Origin of the sequence: Limnohabitans sp. (assembly GCF_031539175.1) — a bacterium.
In the GTDB taxonomy this organism is placed as follows: Bacteria; Pseudomonadota; Gammaproteobacteria; order Burkholderiales; family Burkholderiaceae_C; genus Limnohabitans.
In genome coordinates this window covers 1-14003 of the sequence record NZ_JAVKLQ010000009.1, presented here as the reverse complement: position 1 = coordinate 14003, position 14003 = coordinate 1, and the positions used below count along the sequence as shown (strand labels likewise).

The window sequence follows — 14003 nt, the reverse complement described above, 5'->3', positions numbered from 1 at the left end:
TATGTCGGCCGAATTCAAATCTAGCGCACGCAGCCGAGGCGGTTTGGCGGACGAGGTGTGCCGAAAAATTGCGGACGACATCGCCTTGGGCGTCTTTTTACCCGGCGAGCGTTTGGATGAAACCACGCTCGCCACGCGCTTTCAGGTCTCGCGAACGCCGGTGCGTGAGGCGTTGAAGCAGTTGGCCAGCACGGGTTTGGTGGCCAATCGGCCAAACCGTGGCTCGGTCGTGGCGGAGATGACCTCCGAGCAGTTGGACCAAATGTTTGAAGTGATCGGCGAGCTAGAGGCCACCTGTGCACGACATGCTGCGGTGCGCATGCGTGATGTCGAGCGCAAACGCTTGTCTGAGTTGCATGCCCAAAGTCGGCTTGCCATCCAAAGCGAAGATGCCGATGCTTACGATGTGATCAACCGTGATTTGCACAACGTGATCATTCAAGGTTGTCACAATCCCGTGTTGATTGACATGGTGGTGGGCTTGCATCACAAAATCTCAACCTTCAGACGCACGCAATTTCGCAACATGGCGCGCATGTCGGCGTCTTATGAAGAACACTCGGTCATTGTCGAAGCCTTGCTGGCGCGTGACGTGGTGACGTGTTACCGCGAAATGCGCGGCCATCTTTTATCTGCACGCAGCGCAGCCGCGCGCGTGACCCCTTCTTGGAGCACGGTATGAACCCGATTCTTGGTCGTCGAGGCGCAGTCGTCGCCCCCCATTCTTTGGCCTCACAAGCGGGCTTAGACATCTTGCGCGAAGGTGGCAATGCCATCGAGGCCACCATTGCAGTGGCTGCGACTTTAGCGGTGGTCTATCCACACATGACAGGCATTGGTGGGGATGGTTTTTGGCTCATGCATGCGCCTGGGCAAGAGATGCAGTCCATCGATGCCTGTGGTGCTGCGGGCGCGGGGGTGACCCGTGCTTTGTATGGCGACATGGCCACCATTCCTTGGCGTGGTCCTTTGGCGGCCAACACCGTGGCGGGCACTATTTCTGGATGGGGTGCGGCCTATGCTTACAGCCAAGCGCATTGGGGCGGCAAATTGCCATTTGCCCGGTTGTTAGAAAGTGCTATTTTTTACGCCCGTGAAGGCTTTCCGGTCACGCACAGCCAAGAAGCCAACACGCGCAACAAATTGGGCGAGTTGCAACATCAGCCGGGCTTTGCCCCCGCCTTCTTGAATGCGCAAGGCGAGGTACCGCGCTACGGTGACAGCCATGCGTTCCCCGCACTGGCAGCCACACTCACACGTTTGGCAGAAGCCGGTGCGGATGATTTTTACCGTGGCGAGTTGGCGCAACAAATCGCCCGTGATTTAGCGGCCGTAGGCAGCCCCATCACCGCGCAAGATTTGGCCAACCACCACGCCGTGGTCAAGCCCCCTTTGTCTTTGAAGTTGTCCGACGCGACCGTCTACAACATGGCGCCACCCACACAAGGTTTGGCCTCGTTGCTCATCTTGGGTGTCTACGACCGCATTCGCCAAGAAGGCTGGAACCCAGACAACGTGGCCGGCATGCATGCCTTGGTGGAGGCCACCAAACAAGCCTTCATCGTGCGCGACCGTTTCGTGACCGACCCTGCCCACATGTCGGTCGACCCCTCTGCCTTGCTCAGACCAGAGGTGGTGCAAGGCTTGGCCGATGCTGTGCCCACGGACAAAGCCAGCCCTTGGCCCGCACCCAATTCGGATGGCGACACGACTTGGATGGGCGTGGTGGACGACCAAGGCCGTGCGGTCAGCATGATTCAGAGCATTTACTTTGAGTTTGGCAGCGGCGTGGTGTTGCCCGAGAGTGGCTTTTGGTGGCAAAACCGAGGCTGTTCGTTTGACTTGCAGCCGGGCAAGCTGCGCAGCTTAGAGCCGGGACGCAAACCCTTTCACACCCTCAACCCAGCCATGGCCAAGTTGGACGATGGACGTTTGCTGGTTTACGGCACCATGGGTGGCGAAGGTCAGCCACAGACGCAAGCGGCGGTGTTTTCGCGCTACGTGTGGGGCGGGCACAACGTGCGCTCAGCGGTCGCCGCGCCACGCTGGTTGTTGGGCCGAACTTGGGCGGAGCAAAGCACGACCTTGAAAGTCGAGTCGCGTTATGCCGCCGACGTGGTGGAGGGCCTCAAAGCCTTGGGCCATCCCGTCGAGGTGGTGTCTGACTTTGATGAGCGCATGGGCCATGCCGGTGCTTTGGTGTTGCACCCCAACGGTTGGATAGAAGGCGGTGAAGACCCACGCAGCGATGGCTGCGTGTCGGCTTGGTAAGCCACTTTCGCTGTTGAGGGCTTAACGGGCTGGGTGAAACACTTCTTCTTCGCCGTGCGCCTGCAACAGGGCCATCAGGTGTTTTCGGATCAAGATGCCGGGACGGTCTGAATCCATCGAATACTCCACGCCACGTCGACGCAGGTCGACAAAGGCATCCGGATCGGTAGATTCCAAAATGTCTTTGTCTTCACGCGTGATCACTTCATCGAAATGAACCAGCATGGCTTCAGGGCAGTCGGTTTCGGTGTCGTTGCGGAACAGCCACTGACACAGCTGAATGTGGCCATCATCAATCGGTGTGAAGCAGTTGATGATGACGTGACGAATACCAGAGGGGTATTCAATGTCGAGCCTGCGCGAGAATGGCAAAAAATAAGCATTGCGCATATGGCGCGTGGTGATGGCATCGGTCACGCCGCTGATTTTTTGAAACTCAACGGGGTTGACGGCGTCAATGATGGTCTCGGCATAAAAGCCTCCATCCCCCTCAATTAATTCGTATTTGCTGGGCTTTGGAGACGCTGCTACGCCAAAGGTGGCTCTGTGTACAAAGCTGAAATGCGAGTTGTCAAAGCTGTTTTCTAAAGCGCGGACAGGGCTGGTGCTCCACGTTTCATAGAACTGATAAATCGTGCGCCAACCTTCGGCTTCAAACTCAGGAATGGTTGGAATGTCGGCGATGGGATCTTCGAGCGCTACCCATGCGTAGCCATATCTCGCTACGCAATGGTAGGCCTTGGTTTTGTAGTCTTTCGGAATGGCGCGGTCAGCATCGTATTGCGGAATGATCCTCACCATGCCCTCGCGGTCATACACCCAGCCGTGGTAGCCGCAGCGAATGTTGCCTGTTGCGCATGTCTTTCCCTCGTCGTTGACACACCAACCTTTGGAGAGTTTGGCCGTGCGATGGCAGCAACGGTCTCGCAAGGCGGCAGGCTGACCTTGTGCATCGATGAAGAGCACGATGTTTTCGTTTAAAAGTGTGAAGGGCTTAGGACCATCTGCCAGTGCGTTCAGTGGCATGACGGCGTGCCAAAATTTTCGGAAAACGGGTTGTTGTGTGACGAGCATGAAAGTGTCCTATCGAAAAGAGGTGGTGTCGTGATGCGCTACGGGTCAAGGGGAGATTGAGCGCAAATGCGAAGTCAGTCGTCGTACTTTGTGCAGCAATTCCGCCATGTCCAAACCGGGGATAGCACCATGACGTACCACTTCGCGACCTGCCACAAAAGCGTGACGAATGTGTGGACTGCCGCCAGCGGTGACGGGGGCTGTCGCGAGGTCGTGTTGGCCGCCGTAACGTGGGTGATTCATGTCGTAAATCACCAAGTCAGCTTGCATGCCGGGTGCAATCAGGCCGACTTGGTCGAGTCCCAGTAGTTTGGCGCCGCTGGCCGTTGCCCAGTGCACCAAGGTTTCGACGCTTTGAGCGCCTGCACCTTTGTGGGCACGGTGTATCAGCCAAGCTGCATGCAACTCGCTGATCATGTCTGCCGCCTCGTTGGACGCAGCGCCATCAACGCCAATGCCCACCGTTGCGCCTGCGGCGTGCAAAGCTTGTACGGGGGCCACACCGCTGCCTAAGCGTCCATTGCTTTGAGGGCAATGGGCGATAGCGGTTTGAGTTTGGCCGCAGAGGGCGATCTCGGCCTCATTCAAGTGAACCATGTGTGCAAAGCTCACGTCTGGGCCAATCCATTCATGCTCCGCGCACCAATGCACTGGGCGCTGCTGCCATTGCGTTTGGGCAAAGCTCACGTAGTCTGCTGTTTCTGACAAATGGCTGTGCATGCGGATATTGAGGCTTCGGGCGAACCTTGCCATATCACGCAACTCGTCGGGTGAGCATGAATAAAACGGCGTGCTTGGGGCCAAGACAACTTTGCGAAATGCCGCAGTGCTTGGATCATGGTACGTTTGCACTGCTTGCTCGATGGACTTCAGCAGCACATCGAAGGGTTCTGTGGGCATCGGCAAACGTTCATCGGTCGCGAAGGTCCGTCCACGGGTGGCACCGCCGCGCATCAATACAAAACGCAGGCCCATTTTGTCGGCCACTTCAAACATCAATTCGGTCGGGTCGTAATGCACGCCTTGGCCATACAGGTAGTGGTGGTCTGCCACGGTGGTGCAACCTGAAAGCAGCAACTCCACCATGCCCAGCGTGGCGGCGGCTTCGAGGCAGGCGTCGTCCAAATAAGGGGCGTATCGGTAAGGTACCGCTTGCAGCCACTCAAACAACGGCACGTTCAACGCTTCGGGGACGCCTTTGAGCAAGGACTGAAAGAGGTGGTGGTGCGTGTTGACAAAGCCGGGATAGACCACGCCATGGCTGGCGTCAATGCGTTGCTCACCAGGATGGGGGCTGAGTTGGCCTAGCGCCGTGATAACGCCTGCTTCTACTCGGATGTCCGTGCTGGTGGTGCGCGCGGTCACGCCTTCTGCTCCCGTGAGGATGGCGTGTGCGTTTTGAATCAAAAATGAAGTCATGGTGTTTAACTTTCTGTTTGGCTTTCGCTGTCATGCCAATCACCGATGGCGACTTTGCCAGCCACACTCATGGCTGCAAATAAGGCAATGCCAGCGACTGAAATGAGCAACAAGGCGGCAAATAAGCGGGGAATGTTGATTTGAAAACCCGCTTGCAAAATTTGATAAGCCAAGCCCGCGCCTTGTCCGCCTGTGCCCGCTACAAATTCAGACACGACAGCACCAATCAAAGACAAACCACTGGCAATGCGTAGACCTGCAAACCAATAAGGCAATGCGCTGGGGATGCGTAATCGCACCAAGGTTTGCAAACGTGTGGCACGCTGCATGCGAAACAGCGAAGCCAGCCCTGGATTGACACTGCGAAGCCCCAAGGTGGTGTTGGCGATCACAGGGAATATGGCAATGATGGTTGCGCAGACCGTCAAGGCCACCATGGTGTCTTTGATCCAGATGATGATGAGTGGTGCGATGGCTGCAATCGGTGTAACTTGCAGCAGCACAGCGTAGGGGAAAAGGCTCAACTCAATCCAGCGACTTTGCACAAACAAGAAGGCAATGAGTGAGCCAATGACCGTGGCTAATACAAATGCAGCCAGTGTGATTTTGAGTGTCACCCACAGCGACGTGACGAGCATGCCGAAGTCTTGCACCAAGGTTTGTGCAATCACACTTGGGCGAGGAATTAAAAATTCACGGACCTGAAAATACCAACAGGTCAGCTCCCATACGGTCAGCAGTACAGCTCCGACCAGAGCAGGGGCGGCCCACTGCACAAATTTTGGTGAATCAATCAGACGTTTCATACAGCCTCTCCATTGCCTGAGCCACTCTCTAAACTGGCTTGGTGTAACAAGGCCGATAGCGCTGTGCAGTGATGTCCGAACTCTGCTGAGGTGCGGTAGTCGGCATTGCGAATCGCACGGTCTGTGATCTCGTAGCTGGCGAAAATGCGTCCTGGACGTGCCGCCATCACGATCACACGGTTAGACAAAAATGCCGCTTCGTACACCGAATGCGTGACGAAGATCACTGTCAAATTGCGATCGGTGCAGAGTTGGCGCATGTCTTCATCCAGCCGATTGCGTGTGATTTCATCCAGCGCACCGAAGGGTTCATCCATCAGCAACACATTGGGAGCCGTGACCAGAGACCGTGCAATTGACACACGCATTTGCATGCCACCTGAAAGTTCGCGTGGGTAATGGTCCGCATAGCGACCCAAGCCGACTCGTTCTAGTGCGGCTTGGACCTTTGGTGCGCTTTCAGTTTTAGGAATACCCGCTAAATCCAATGGCAGCTGTACGTTGGCTGCGACGCGACTCCATGGCATCAGGGTGGGTTCTTGAAACACAAAGGAAATTTTTTTGCCCTCGTCGCCCACCGTGTCAAAGCCTGAGCGCCACCAACGGATGCGCCCATCCGTGGGCGTGAGTAGCCCCGCCATCATCTTCAGCAATGTGCTTTTGCCGCAGCCCGATGGGCCGATCAGTGTGATGAACTCACCCGCTTGAATGGTCAAGTCCACAGGCGCCAGTGCTTGAGTCCCATTGGCGTAGACCTTGTGTGCCGAAAGAACTTCGATCACAGGCGTCAGTGTGGTGGCGTAGGTTGTCATAGTCAGGGCATCACATGGACGTCTTTGATGGCGTCTAAATTGAAGGCATTCCTCCAAGGCGTTTCTGGCTTGATGAGCTTTTCAGTGACGAGGTATTCATAAGTTTTTTTCCAGCGTGCTTCGGTGATGGTGCCTACGCCAGACTTAGCCGCGTCTCCGCTGCTGAGGACTTTCAAGTCTTTCAACTGTTGCAAGGCGAAGCTGAGTTGCTCGTCGCTCATATTGGGGTTGTCCTTTTTGATCAATGCGTTGCCAGCCGCTGGGTTTTTGAAATAACTGACCCAGCCCTCCATCGTGGCGCGCACAAAGCGTTTCACGGTGTCGGGTTTGCTTTTCATCATGTCTTGTGTGGTGACGATGGTGGTGCCGTAGGGGGGGTAGCCTTCATGGGCGAATAAAAAGAACTTGGCAGGCTCGTTGGCTTTTTGAGCTTGGAATGGCTCAGACGAGGGGTAGGCTTGTTGCGCCGTGTTCTTGTCTGCAAAGAAGGGTTGCAGGTTGAAGGTGTAGGGCTTGGACTGCTCGTCGATGTAGCCATATTTCGCTTTCAGCCAAGGCCACCAGCTGCTGCGCCCTGACGTGGCGACCAAGATGGTTTTACCTTTCAAGTCGGCCAATGACTTGACGTCATCGTGCGTGAGCATGCCTTGCAGATCGGTTTGAAACGAGGCGGCCACCGTGGTCACGGGCAGGCCTTTTTCAACGGCACTCATGACTTGAAAGTCATAGCCCATGATCAAGTCTGCTTGGCCAGCTGTGAGTAGTTGAAGCCCGTTGATTTGCGGTCCGCCCATTTTCAGCGTGACATCCAGACCTGCCTTTTGATAAAGCCCCGTGGCCAGTGCTTGGTAAAAGCCACCGTGCTCGGCTTGGGCGTACCAGCTCGTGAGGAACGTGATCTTTTCAGGGGCTTGTGCGTGGCTGAGGCCGTGGGTGAACAGCGTTGCACCAAGGGCTAAGGATGCGAGTAGGTGTCGACGTGAAAAAGAAAACTTGGGCATGTGGACCTCTGGTGAGAGAAAAGTCTTGAATGCCAAGGCAGGGTGTGTGTCGCTTGTGCAGCCGACACGCGCAGCCTGCCAAGGCGGCTCGTATCGGTGGCAATTTCCTGCTTGTATGTGTCATGCATACAGGCTGAACGCTTCTACCCCCATCTCAGAGTAAGCAATTGCTGGACCAGCTAAAGCAAGCGATTGCGTTGTGAGTAGCGCAAGATTTTGGTGCGCAGTGCGTGCTGGTTGTCTCAGTACGCATGAATTCGGTGCTTGAGATAACCCAGCAGGGCGTGTCAAGGTGCGTTGTTGAACTGTGTGGCGTGTTGTGCTAACTCGGGCATCAACTGCAAGCCCAGTTGTAATTGCGCTTGCCACAAACGTTCTACCGCTTGCGCGCTGTGCGGTTCATGGGCATCGGGTCTGAACGTCAGGTGGTCATTGAGCAAGGACGTTGGCACAGACGAAGGGCGATGATCCTCTAGCGCTTGGGCCAATGCGGTGAGTTGTTTTTGCAAAGTACTGGCCGAGTTCAAAATGAAAGGGGGGAGCGGCGTGCCGTGCCATTCATCACGGTGTGCTCCGAGCGCGGAGAGATAGCTCAGCAGGGTGTGTGACAACAGTAAAAATCGACCACTCGATGCTTCGTGATGGCGCACCCGCGATGGCTCTTTGCGCATGGCTGAGTAAGCGTTTGAGAGGGCGGCGTCTGCATTGTGTGCATTGCGTCTTGCCAAGCGGTAGTCCAAATGGTCGTCTTTACCGAGTTGGTATTGACGCACGATGGCCTCCAAGTAGGCGGCTTGCGCACGCGAACTGCGGGCGCTGAGTTTGGGCCAAAGTCGCCATTGCCAATTGGGTAGGAGTAGCCAAGAGGCCACGCCTGCAATGGCGCATCCGATCAGGGTGTCCCATAACCGCTCTGGGAATAGGTCTTGCCGCATGCCGATTTGGTGAAAGCTCAGCACCAACAAGGTGGTCACAGCAGCTGTCGCCAGCCAATAACGTGTGTGTCGATTGCCTAAAAAGACGGCCCCCAAAATCACGATGAGCGCGGATTGCACCAAGGCAGGTTGGAACAACTGTGTCAATGCCCAGCCGAGGGCTAAACCCACCACCGTGCCTAAGGTGCGTTGCATCAGCCGAGTCAAGGTGGCTGCGTAGTGTTGCTGGCTGACGAAGACGATGGTCAACAAAATTCAATAGCCCATCGGGTCGTGCGTGGCTTGCATGACAGCAAAACCAGCCACTAAGGATGCACTCAAGCGCAACGCATGACGAAACAAGGGAGAGCTGAAGTTCAGCTGATCGCGTACGCGGGCCCAAGCTTCTTGAGGCGTGGCGGGTTGCCGGTCGAGCAGTTGATGGTCTGCCTCGTTGGGTGCGAGGGTAAAGATGCTCGCAAATACACTGGCTGTGGCGGTGAGGTTGTCACTCAGTGCATGCAAGGCTTTCAAGGGACGTTGCACTTGGTCGGTCACTTCGATGTGCTGGATGGCCGCATGCAAGTCTTCTAACCCGCGTGTGGTTGCACCTTGGTGCTTGGGGGGTGTTTGGGTTTGAATGACGGCAGCTACTTGCGTGGCTTGCTGGCCCAGCAAAATCAGGACGCGTTGGCTGCGGTACAGCGCATCCGAGTGGAAAAAAGCGTCAGAGAGCACGTGATAGTTTTCATGCGAAGAGCTGGCGCGTTCATGAATGTCTTGTGCTGCCAAATATTGCTGCATGGCGAGCTGCAACCATTTAGGCAATGGGCCGCTTTGAATCCGGCTGAGCAAACTCTCTTTGGCCGCGTTGAGTGCATCAACCACTCGACCGTTTTGCAACACCAAGTTCATGCGCCGTTCTGCCAGATCCGCTTCCCGAATGGGCTCCAGCAATTGCGCTTTCAATCGCAAGTATTCGCCCAGCAAGATGTAGAGCTTGGAAAGGCGGTACCGGACAGGTGGTTGTGGCCATATGGCCGCCCATAGCACCGATACAACGCCATACCAAGCTGCGCCAGTGAGCAGCAACGGTGTAGAAATGTTGGCATGGCTACGGCTGGTGTGTGCCGAAAGCGCCACATACAAAAACAAAACCAAAGCGCCAAAGGTGATGGCGCGGTAGCGTTCGCCCAAAGCGCCCAGCATGGTCAAGCTGAACGCAGACAGGGCCAGCACGGCCATCAGCAAAACCGGCCAAGGCAAGCTGGCCCACACGGCCCAGGCCAGCGCAGAAAATGCGCTCATGGCAATGAGTTGAGCCCGCAGGCGGCCTTGCCAGTGGTCATCGGTTTCGGTGAGCGCACTGGCAATCACACCGAGAAGAACAGGCATCAGTTCTCCTTGCCAGTCAGCTAACCAATCGACGGCAAAGACCAAACCCAAAGCCAGTAAGGCGCGTGCACCGCGTGTGAAGTCGTCCCGGTTGTAGGTGCGCTTGAACAAACTTAAATTTTCCATAGGGCTTTCAAAGCAAGAACCATACTCAGGCCATCCGTTGGATGGCACGATACGTGGCATATCTGTTGTCCTCACCATGCAATTGTTGGGTAGCATGCTTTCATCTCTGGAGGTTTTTATGTTCAAAGTCCACGCCGTTGCCACTGTCAATTTGCCCAAGCTCTTGTGCGAGATGCCCAAGGCCGAGCTGCACATCCACATCGAGGGTTCGCTGGAGCCTGAACTCATCTTTGCGTTGGCCGAACGCAATGGTGTGAAGTTGCCGTATGCCAATGTCGAAGCCTTGCGTGCGGCCTATGCCTTCACCAACCTGCAAAGTTTCTTGGACATTTACTACGCGGGTGCCAGTGTGCTGTTGCACGAACAAGACTTTTACGACATGGCGTGGGCCTATCTGCAACGCGCAGCCGCTGACCATGTGGTGCATTCCGAAATTTTCTTTGACCCACAAACGCACACCGAGCGTGGCGTGCCCATGGCCACCGTCATCAACGGCTTGCACCGCGCGTGTGTGGATGCTCAGGCGCAGCTCGGTGTCAGTGCACAGCTCATCTTGTGCTTCTTGCGCCACTTGAGCGAAGAGGCCGCGCTGCAAACCTTCAACGATGCCTTGCCGTTCAAAGACAAATTCATCGGTGTGGGGTTGGACTCTAGCGAGGTGGGCCATCCGCCCGAAAAATTCAAAAACGTGTTCGCCTTGGCGCACGCCCATGGCCTACATTTGGTGGCCCATGCGGGCGAAGAGGGGCCACCTGCCTATATGTGGAGTGCCTTGGATGTGCTGCATGTGGAGCGCATCGACCATGGCGTGCAAGCCGTGCACGATGCTGCGCTGATGGCACGTTTGGCCAAAGACCGTGTGCCACTGACGGTGTGCCCGTTGTCTAACCAAAAGCTGTGCGTGTTCCCCGACTTGAAAGACCACAACATTGGCCAATTGCTGGATGCCGGCCTGTGCGTGACCATCAACTCAGACGATCCCGCCTACTTTGGTGGTTACATGAACGAGAACTGGCTGCAAACCTTTGCCGCCACAGGCATGAACGCGCAGCAGGCGTATTCGCTGGCCCGCAACAGCTTTGAAGCCAGTTTTGTACCCGAGGTACAGCGCCAAAAATGGCTGCATGACCTCAAGCTGTGTTTTGAGCGTTTTGTCGAAGGCGACAACTGAAGAAAGCAGGGGGCTTTGACGAGGCCCTAAAATTAGCCCATGAGCATCAAATCAGACAAATGGATTCGCCGCATGGCTGAGCAGCACGGCATGATCGAGCCGTTCGAGCCAGGCCAGATTCGTCAGAACGCCGCTGGCGAAAAAATCGTCAGTTACGGCACCAGCAGCTACGGCTACGACATCCGTTGTGCGCCCGAGTTCAAGGTGTTCACCAACATCTACAGCACGGTGGTGGACCCGAAGAACTTTGATCCTAAGAGCTTTGTGGACATCGAGTCTGACGTGTGCATCATCCCGCCCAACAGCTTTGCGCTGGCCCGCACCATGGAGTACTTCCGTATTCCTCGCAACGTGTTGACTGTGTGTTTGGGTAAGAGCACCTATGCCCGCTGCGGCATCATCGTCAACGTCACGCCGTTCGAGCCCGAGTGGGAAGGCTATGTGACCTTGGAGTTCTCCAACACCACGCCACTGCCCGCCAAGATCTACGCAGGCGAGGGCTGTGCCCAAGTGTTGTTCTTTGAGAGCGACAAAGACGATGTGTGCGAAACCAGCTACAAAGACCGTGGCGGTAAGTACCAAGGCCAAGTCGGCGTCACGCTGCCAAAGACCTAAAGCGTTTGGCTAGACGCCTGTTTCGAGGCGAAAACGCCTGTTTTGGGCTGAGCCGCACACAATGCGACAATATGCCCCAGACATGACGACCTCTTTTTCCAATTTGCAGCTGGCCCCCGCGCTGGCACGCGCCGTAGCCGAAATGGGCTACGAATCCATGACCCCCATCCAAGCTCAGGCCATTCCGGTGGTTTTGACGGGCCAAGATGTGATGGGTGCAGCCCAAACCGGTACCGGTAAAACAGCGGCGTTCTCGCTGCCGTTGCTGCAACGTTTGCTCAAACACGAAAACAGCTCCACCTCGCCTGCACGCCATCCCGTGCGCGCTTTGGTGCTGTTGCCCACCCGTGAGTTGGCCGATCAAGTGGCCCAGCAAATCAAACAATATGCGGTGCACACCAACCTGCGCAGCATGGTGGTGTTTGGTGGCATGGACATGAAGCCCCAAACCATCGAGCTGAAAAAAGGCGTCGAGGTGTTGGTGGCCACCCCTGGCCGTTTGCTCGACCACATCGAAGCCAAGAACGTGGTGTTGAACCAAGTTGAATACGTGGTGCTCGACGAAGCCGACCGCATGTTGGACATTGGCTTCTTGCCAGACCTGCAACGCATCTTGAGCCACTTGCCCAAACAGCGCACCACGCTGCTGTTCTCGGCCACGTTCTCGCCAGAAATCAAGCGCTTGGCTGGCAGCTACTTGCAAAACCCCGTCACCATCGAAGTGGCGCGCCCCAACGAAACCGCCGCCACCATCACGCAGCAGTTCTACAGCGTGAGCGTGGACGACAAGTACAACGCCTTGCGCCACCTCATCAAAACCAACGGCATGAAGCAAGCCTTTGTGTTTTGCAACAGCAAACTCGGCTGCGCCCGTTTGGCCCGCTCGCTAGAGCGCGACGGTTTTCGCACCAGCGCCTTGCACGGGGACAAGAGCCAAGACGAACGCCTGAAAGCCCTTGAAGGTTTCAAAAAAGGCGAAGTCGATTTGTTGGTCTGTACCGATGTGGCCGCTCGCGGCTTGGACATCAAAGACGTGCCAGCGGTGTTCAACTTTGACATCCCCTTCAACGCCGAAGACTATGTGCACCGCATTGGCCGCACAGGCCGTGCTGGCGCTTTGGGCCAAGCCATCAGCTTTGTGTCGGGCAGCGACCAACGCTTGGTGGGCGACATTGAGAAATTGCTCAAGACCAAGATCACCTTAGAAAACGTGACCGTCGAGCAAGACCGCTCGCGTGAGCGTCGTGAACCTCGCAATGATTCGCGCAGCGACTCACGCGAACCGCGTGCAGAGTTCTCTCGTGGCGAGCCACGTGGTGAGCGTTCAGAGTTTTCTAGCCGCCCACGTGAAGGCTATGCCTCGCGCGATGCACGCCCCCGCGAGCAAGACAGCCGCCGCAGCCGCGAAGTGGGCTACGTGCCCGCGCCGCGCATCAAGAACGATCCATTCTTTGACAAGCCCTATGAAGCGACTGTGCGCAGCGCCGAAGCCGCAGCGCCCGTGGCCCCCGACCCACTGCGCAAGTCAGCCAACATCAAGCCCAAGCGGGTGATGGCGGCGTTGTTCAAGTCGACCACTTAAAAGAAAACGCGCTATCAGCGCGTTTTCTTTTGGTGAACGGTTTAAATCCCTATTCCTTTGGCTGATCTCGACGTTACCCGCACCGATCTTCGCGCCGTTCAACATGAGCTACGCCATGTGCGTGCGCTCATGCAACTGGAGCAAAAGGAAGACCAGGCGCAGTTCAAGTTCAAAAACGCCAGTGCCAGCATCAAAGAGCGGCGTCGGCGTGGCCTGACTTGGTACCCCGTCACCATCACCCAAGAAGACATCGGTTTTGGTGGCAAGGTGGAGCTGGAGCTGGAGCGGCCTGCGCATCGGCAAGACCTGCACTTGTTTCAAGTGGGTAAAAACGCGTGTGTGTTCAGCAATGCGCCCGGCTATTCGGGCGCACATTCGGCATCAGATCGACCCGTGCTGAGCGGCGTGGTGACCAGCGTGCGGCGCAACAAGCTGGTGCTGGCCACCACCAAAGAAGAGCTGCCCGACTGGGTGCGGAACGGCAGCACCCTCAACGGCAGCACCCTCAACGGAAGCACGCTAGGCATTGACCTCACCTTTGACGAGGTCAGCTACCGCGAGATGCACCAAGCCCTGAACGACGTCATCGGCGCTCACGGCAACCGCTTGGCCGAACTGCGCGATGTGCTGCTGGGCGTGCGGCAAGCCAGCTACCGCGAACCCAAAGCCGACGACCTGTTTTACCCCAGTGCGCTCAACGACTCGCAGCTGGTGGCGGTGCGCCATGTGATCTCGGCGCAAGACGTGGCCATCATCCACGGCCCGCCCGGCACGGGCAAAACCACCACGCTGGTGCAAGCCATTTTGGAAACCATCC

The 14003-nt window shown here is 56.5% G+C and carries 13 protein-coding genes; 6 read left to right on the top strand and 7 right to left on the bottom strand.

Features of this window, described 5'->3' with window-relative positions; all coding sequences use genetic code 11:
* Position 1: 1 nt before the first annotated feature.
* Together RMS95_RS02295 and ggt are read left to right on the top strand one after the other, a co-directional pair.
* Positions 2-682, top strand: a complete 681-nt coding sequence (locus RMS95_RS02295; protein WP_310643229.1) for a GntR family transcriptional regulator — start codon at positions 2-4, stop codon at positions 680-682.
* Complete coding sequence (ggt, locus tag RMS95_RS02290) at positions 679-2271, top strand: gamma-glutamyltransferase (RefSeq protein WP_310643227.1); 1593 nt, start codon at positions 679-681, stop codon at positions 2269-2271. The genes RMS95_RS02295 and ggt overlap by 4 nt, the downstream gene beginning before the upstream one ends.
* Positions 2272-2292: 21 nt before the next feature.
* Here ggt and RMS95_RS02285 read toward each other — a convergent pair whose 3' ends face one another.
* The 7 genes from RMS95_RS02285 to RMS95_RS02255 all read right to left on the bottom strand — a co-directional run bounded on the left by RMS95_RS02285 (position 2293) and on the right by RMS95_RS02255 (position 9818).
* The gene (locus tag RMS95_RS02285; protein WP_310643226.1) at positions 2293-3345 is read right to left on the bottom strand and encodes a Rieske 2Fe-2S domain-containing protein; all 1053 of its coding nucleotides are present in this window, start codon (positions 3343-3345) and stop codon (positions 2293-2295) included.
* Between the two features lie 45 nt (positions 3346-3390).
* The gene (locus tag RMS95_RS02280) at positions 3391-4764 is read right to left on the bottom strand and encodes an amidohydrolase family protein (RefSeq protein ID WP_310643224.1); all 1374 of its coding nucleotides are present in this window, start codon (positions 4762-4764) and stop codon (positions 3391-3393) included.
* A 5-nt stretch (positions 4765-4769) separates the two neighbouring features.
* Positions 4770-5570: an ABC transporter permease gene (locus RMS95_RS02275; RefSeq protein ID WP_310643222.1), complete on the bottom strand. Its 801-nt coding sequence runs from the start codon at positions 5568-5570 to the stop codon at positions 4770-4772.
* On the bottom strand, positions 5567-6382 hold the full coding sequence (locus RMS95_RS02270; protein ID WP_310643220.1) for an ABC transporter ATP-binding protein: 816 nt from the start codon (positions 6380-6382) through the stop codon (positions 5567-5569). Before RMS95_RS02270 ends, RMS95_RS02275 begins: the two co-directional genes overlap by 4 nt.
* A gap of 2 nt (positions 6383-6384) precedes the next feature.
* Complete coding sequence (locus RMS95_RS02265) at positions 6385-7383, bottom strand: ABC transporter substrate-binding protein (protein WP_310643218.1); 999 nt, start codon at positions 7381-7383, stop codon at positions 6385-6387.
* Between the two features lie 287 nt (positions 7384-7670).
* Positions 7671-8567: an FUSC family protein gene (locus RMS95_RS02260; RefSeq protein WP_310643216.1), complete on the bottom strand. Its 897-nt coding sequence runs from the start codon at positions 8565-8567 to the stop codon at positions 7671-7673.
* Between the two features lie 6 nt (positions 8568-8573).
* Positions 8574-9818, bottom strand: coding sequence for an FUSC family membrane protein (locus RMS95_RS02255; protein WP_310643214.1), 1245 nt, complete (start codon positions 9816-9818; stop codon positions 8574-8576).
* Positions 9819-9936: 118 nt separating this feature from the next.
* Here RMS95_RS02255 and RMS95_RS02250 point away from each other — a divergent pair, with 118 nt between their 5' ends.
* The 4 genes from RMS95_RS02250 to RMS95_RS02235 all read left to right on the top strand — a co-directional run.
* Positions 9937-10989 (top strand): adenosine deaminase, encoded by a 1053-nt coding sequence (locus RMS95_RS02250; RefSeq protein ID WP_310643212.1) that lies wholly within the window; start codon positions 9937-9939, stop codon positions 10987-10989.
* 39 nt (positions 10990-11028) lie between these two features.
* Positions 11029-11604, top strand: a complete 576-nt coding sequence (gene dcd / locus RMS95_RS02245; RefSeq protein WP_310643210.1) for a dCTP deaminase — start codon at positions 11029-11031, stop codon at positions 11602-11604.
* Positions 11605-11686: 82 nt separating this feature from the next.
* Positions 11687-13186, top strand: coding sequence for a DEAD/DEAH box helicase (locus RMS95_RS02240; RefSeq protein WP_310643209.1), 1500 nt, complete (start codon positions 11687-11689; stop codon positions 13184-13186).
* Positions 13187-13243: 57 nt separating this feature from the next.
* Positions 13244-14003 (top strand): AAA domain-containing protein (locus RMS95_RS02235; RefSeq protein WP_310643207.1); only part of this gene is annotated, 760 nt, incomplete at its 3' end.

Bases quoted from the DNA above. Each gene is read 5' to 3' on its own strand.
- RMS95_RS02295 (WP_310643229.1), top strand. From the start codon at position 2: ATGTCGGCCGAATTCAAATCTAGCGCACGCAGCCGAGGCGGTTTGGCG.
- ggt (WP_310643227.1), top strand. From the start codon at position 679: ATGAACCCGATTCTTGGTCGTCGAGGCGCAGTCGTCGCCCCCCATTCT.
- RMS95_RS02280 (WP_310643224.1), bottom strand. From the start codon at position 4,764: ATGACTTCATTTTTGATTCAAAACGCACACGCCATCCTCACGGGAGCA.
- RMS95_RS02250 (WP_310643212.1), top strand. From the start codon at position 9,937: ATGTTCAAAGTCCACGCCGTTGCCACTGTCAATTTGCCCAAGCTCTTG.
- RMS95_RS02285 (WP_310643226.1), bottom strand. From the start codon at position 3,345: ATGCTCGTCACACAACAACCCGTTTTCCGAAAATTTTGGCACGCCGTC.
- RMS95_RS02275 (WP_310643222.1), bottom strand. From the start codon at position 5,570: ATGAAACGTCTGATTGATTCACCAAAATTTGTGCAGTGGGCCGCCCCT.
- RMS95_RS02270 (WP_310643220.1), bottom strand. From the start codon at position 6,382: ATGACAACCTACGCCACCACACTGACGCCTGTGATCGAAGTTCTTTCG.
- RMS95_RS02255 (WP_310643214.1), bottom strand. From the start codon at position 9,818: ATGGAAAATTTAAGTTTGTTCAAGCGCACCTACAACCGGGACGACTTC.
- RMS95_RS02265 (WP_310643218.1), bottom strand. From the start codon at position 7,383: ATGCCCAAGTTTTCTTTTTCACGTCGACACCTACTCGCATCCTTAGCC.
- dcd (WP_310643210.1), top strand. From the start codon at position 11,029: ATGAGCATCAAATCAGACAAATGGATTCGCCGCATGGCTGAGCAGCAC.
- RMS95_RS02240 (WP_310643209.1), top strand. From the start codon at position 11,687: ATGACGACCTCTTTTTCCAATTTGCAGCTGGCCCCCGCGCTGGCACGC.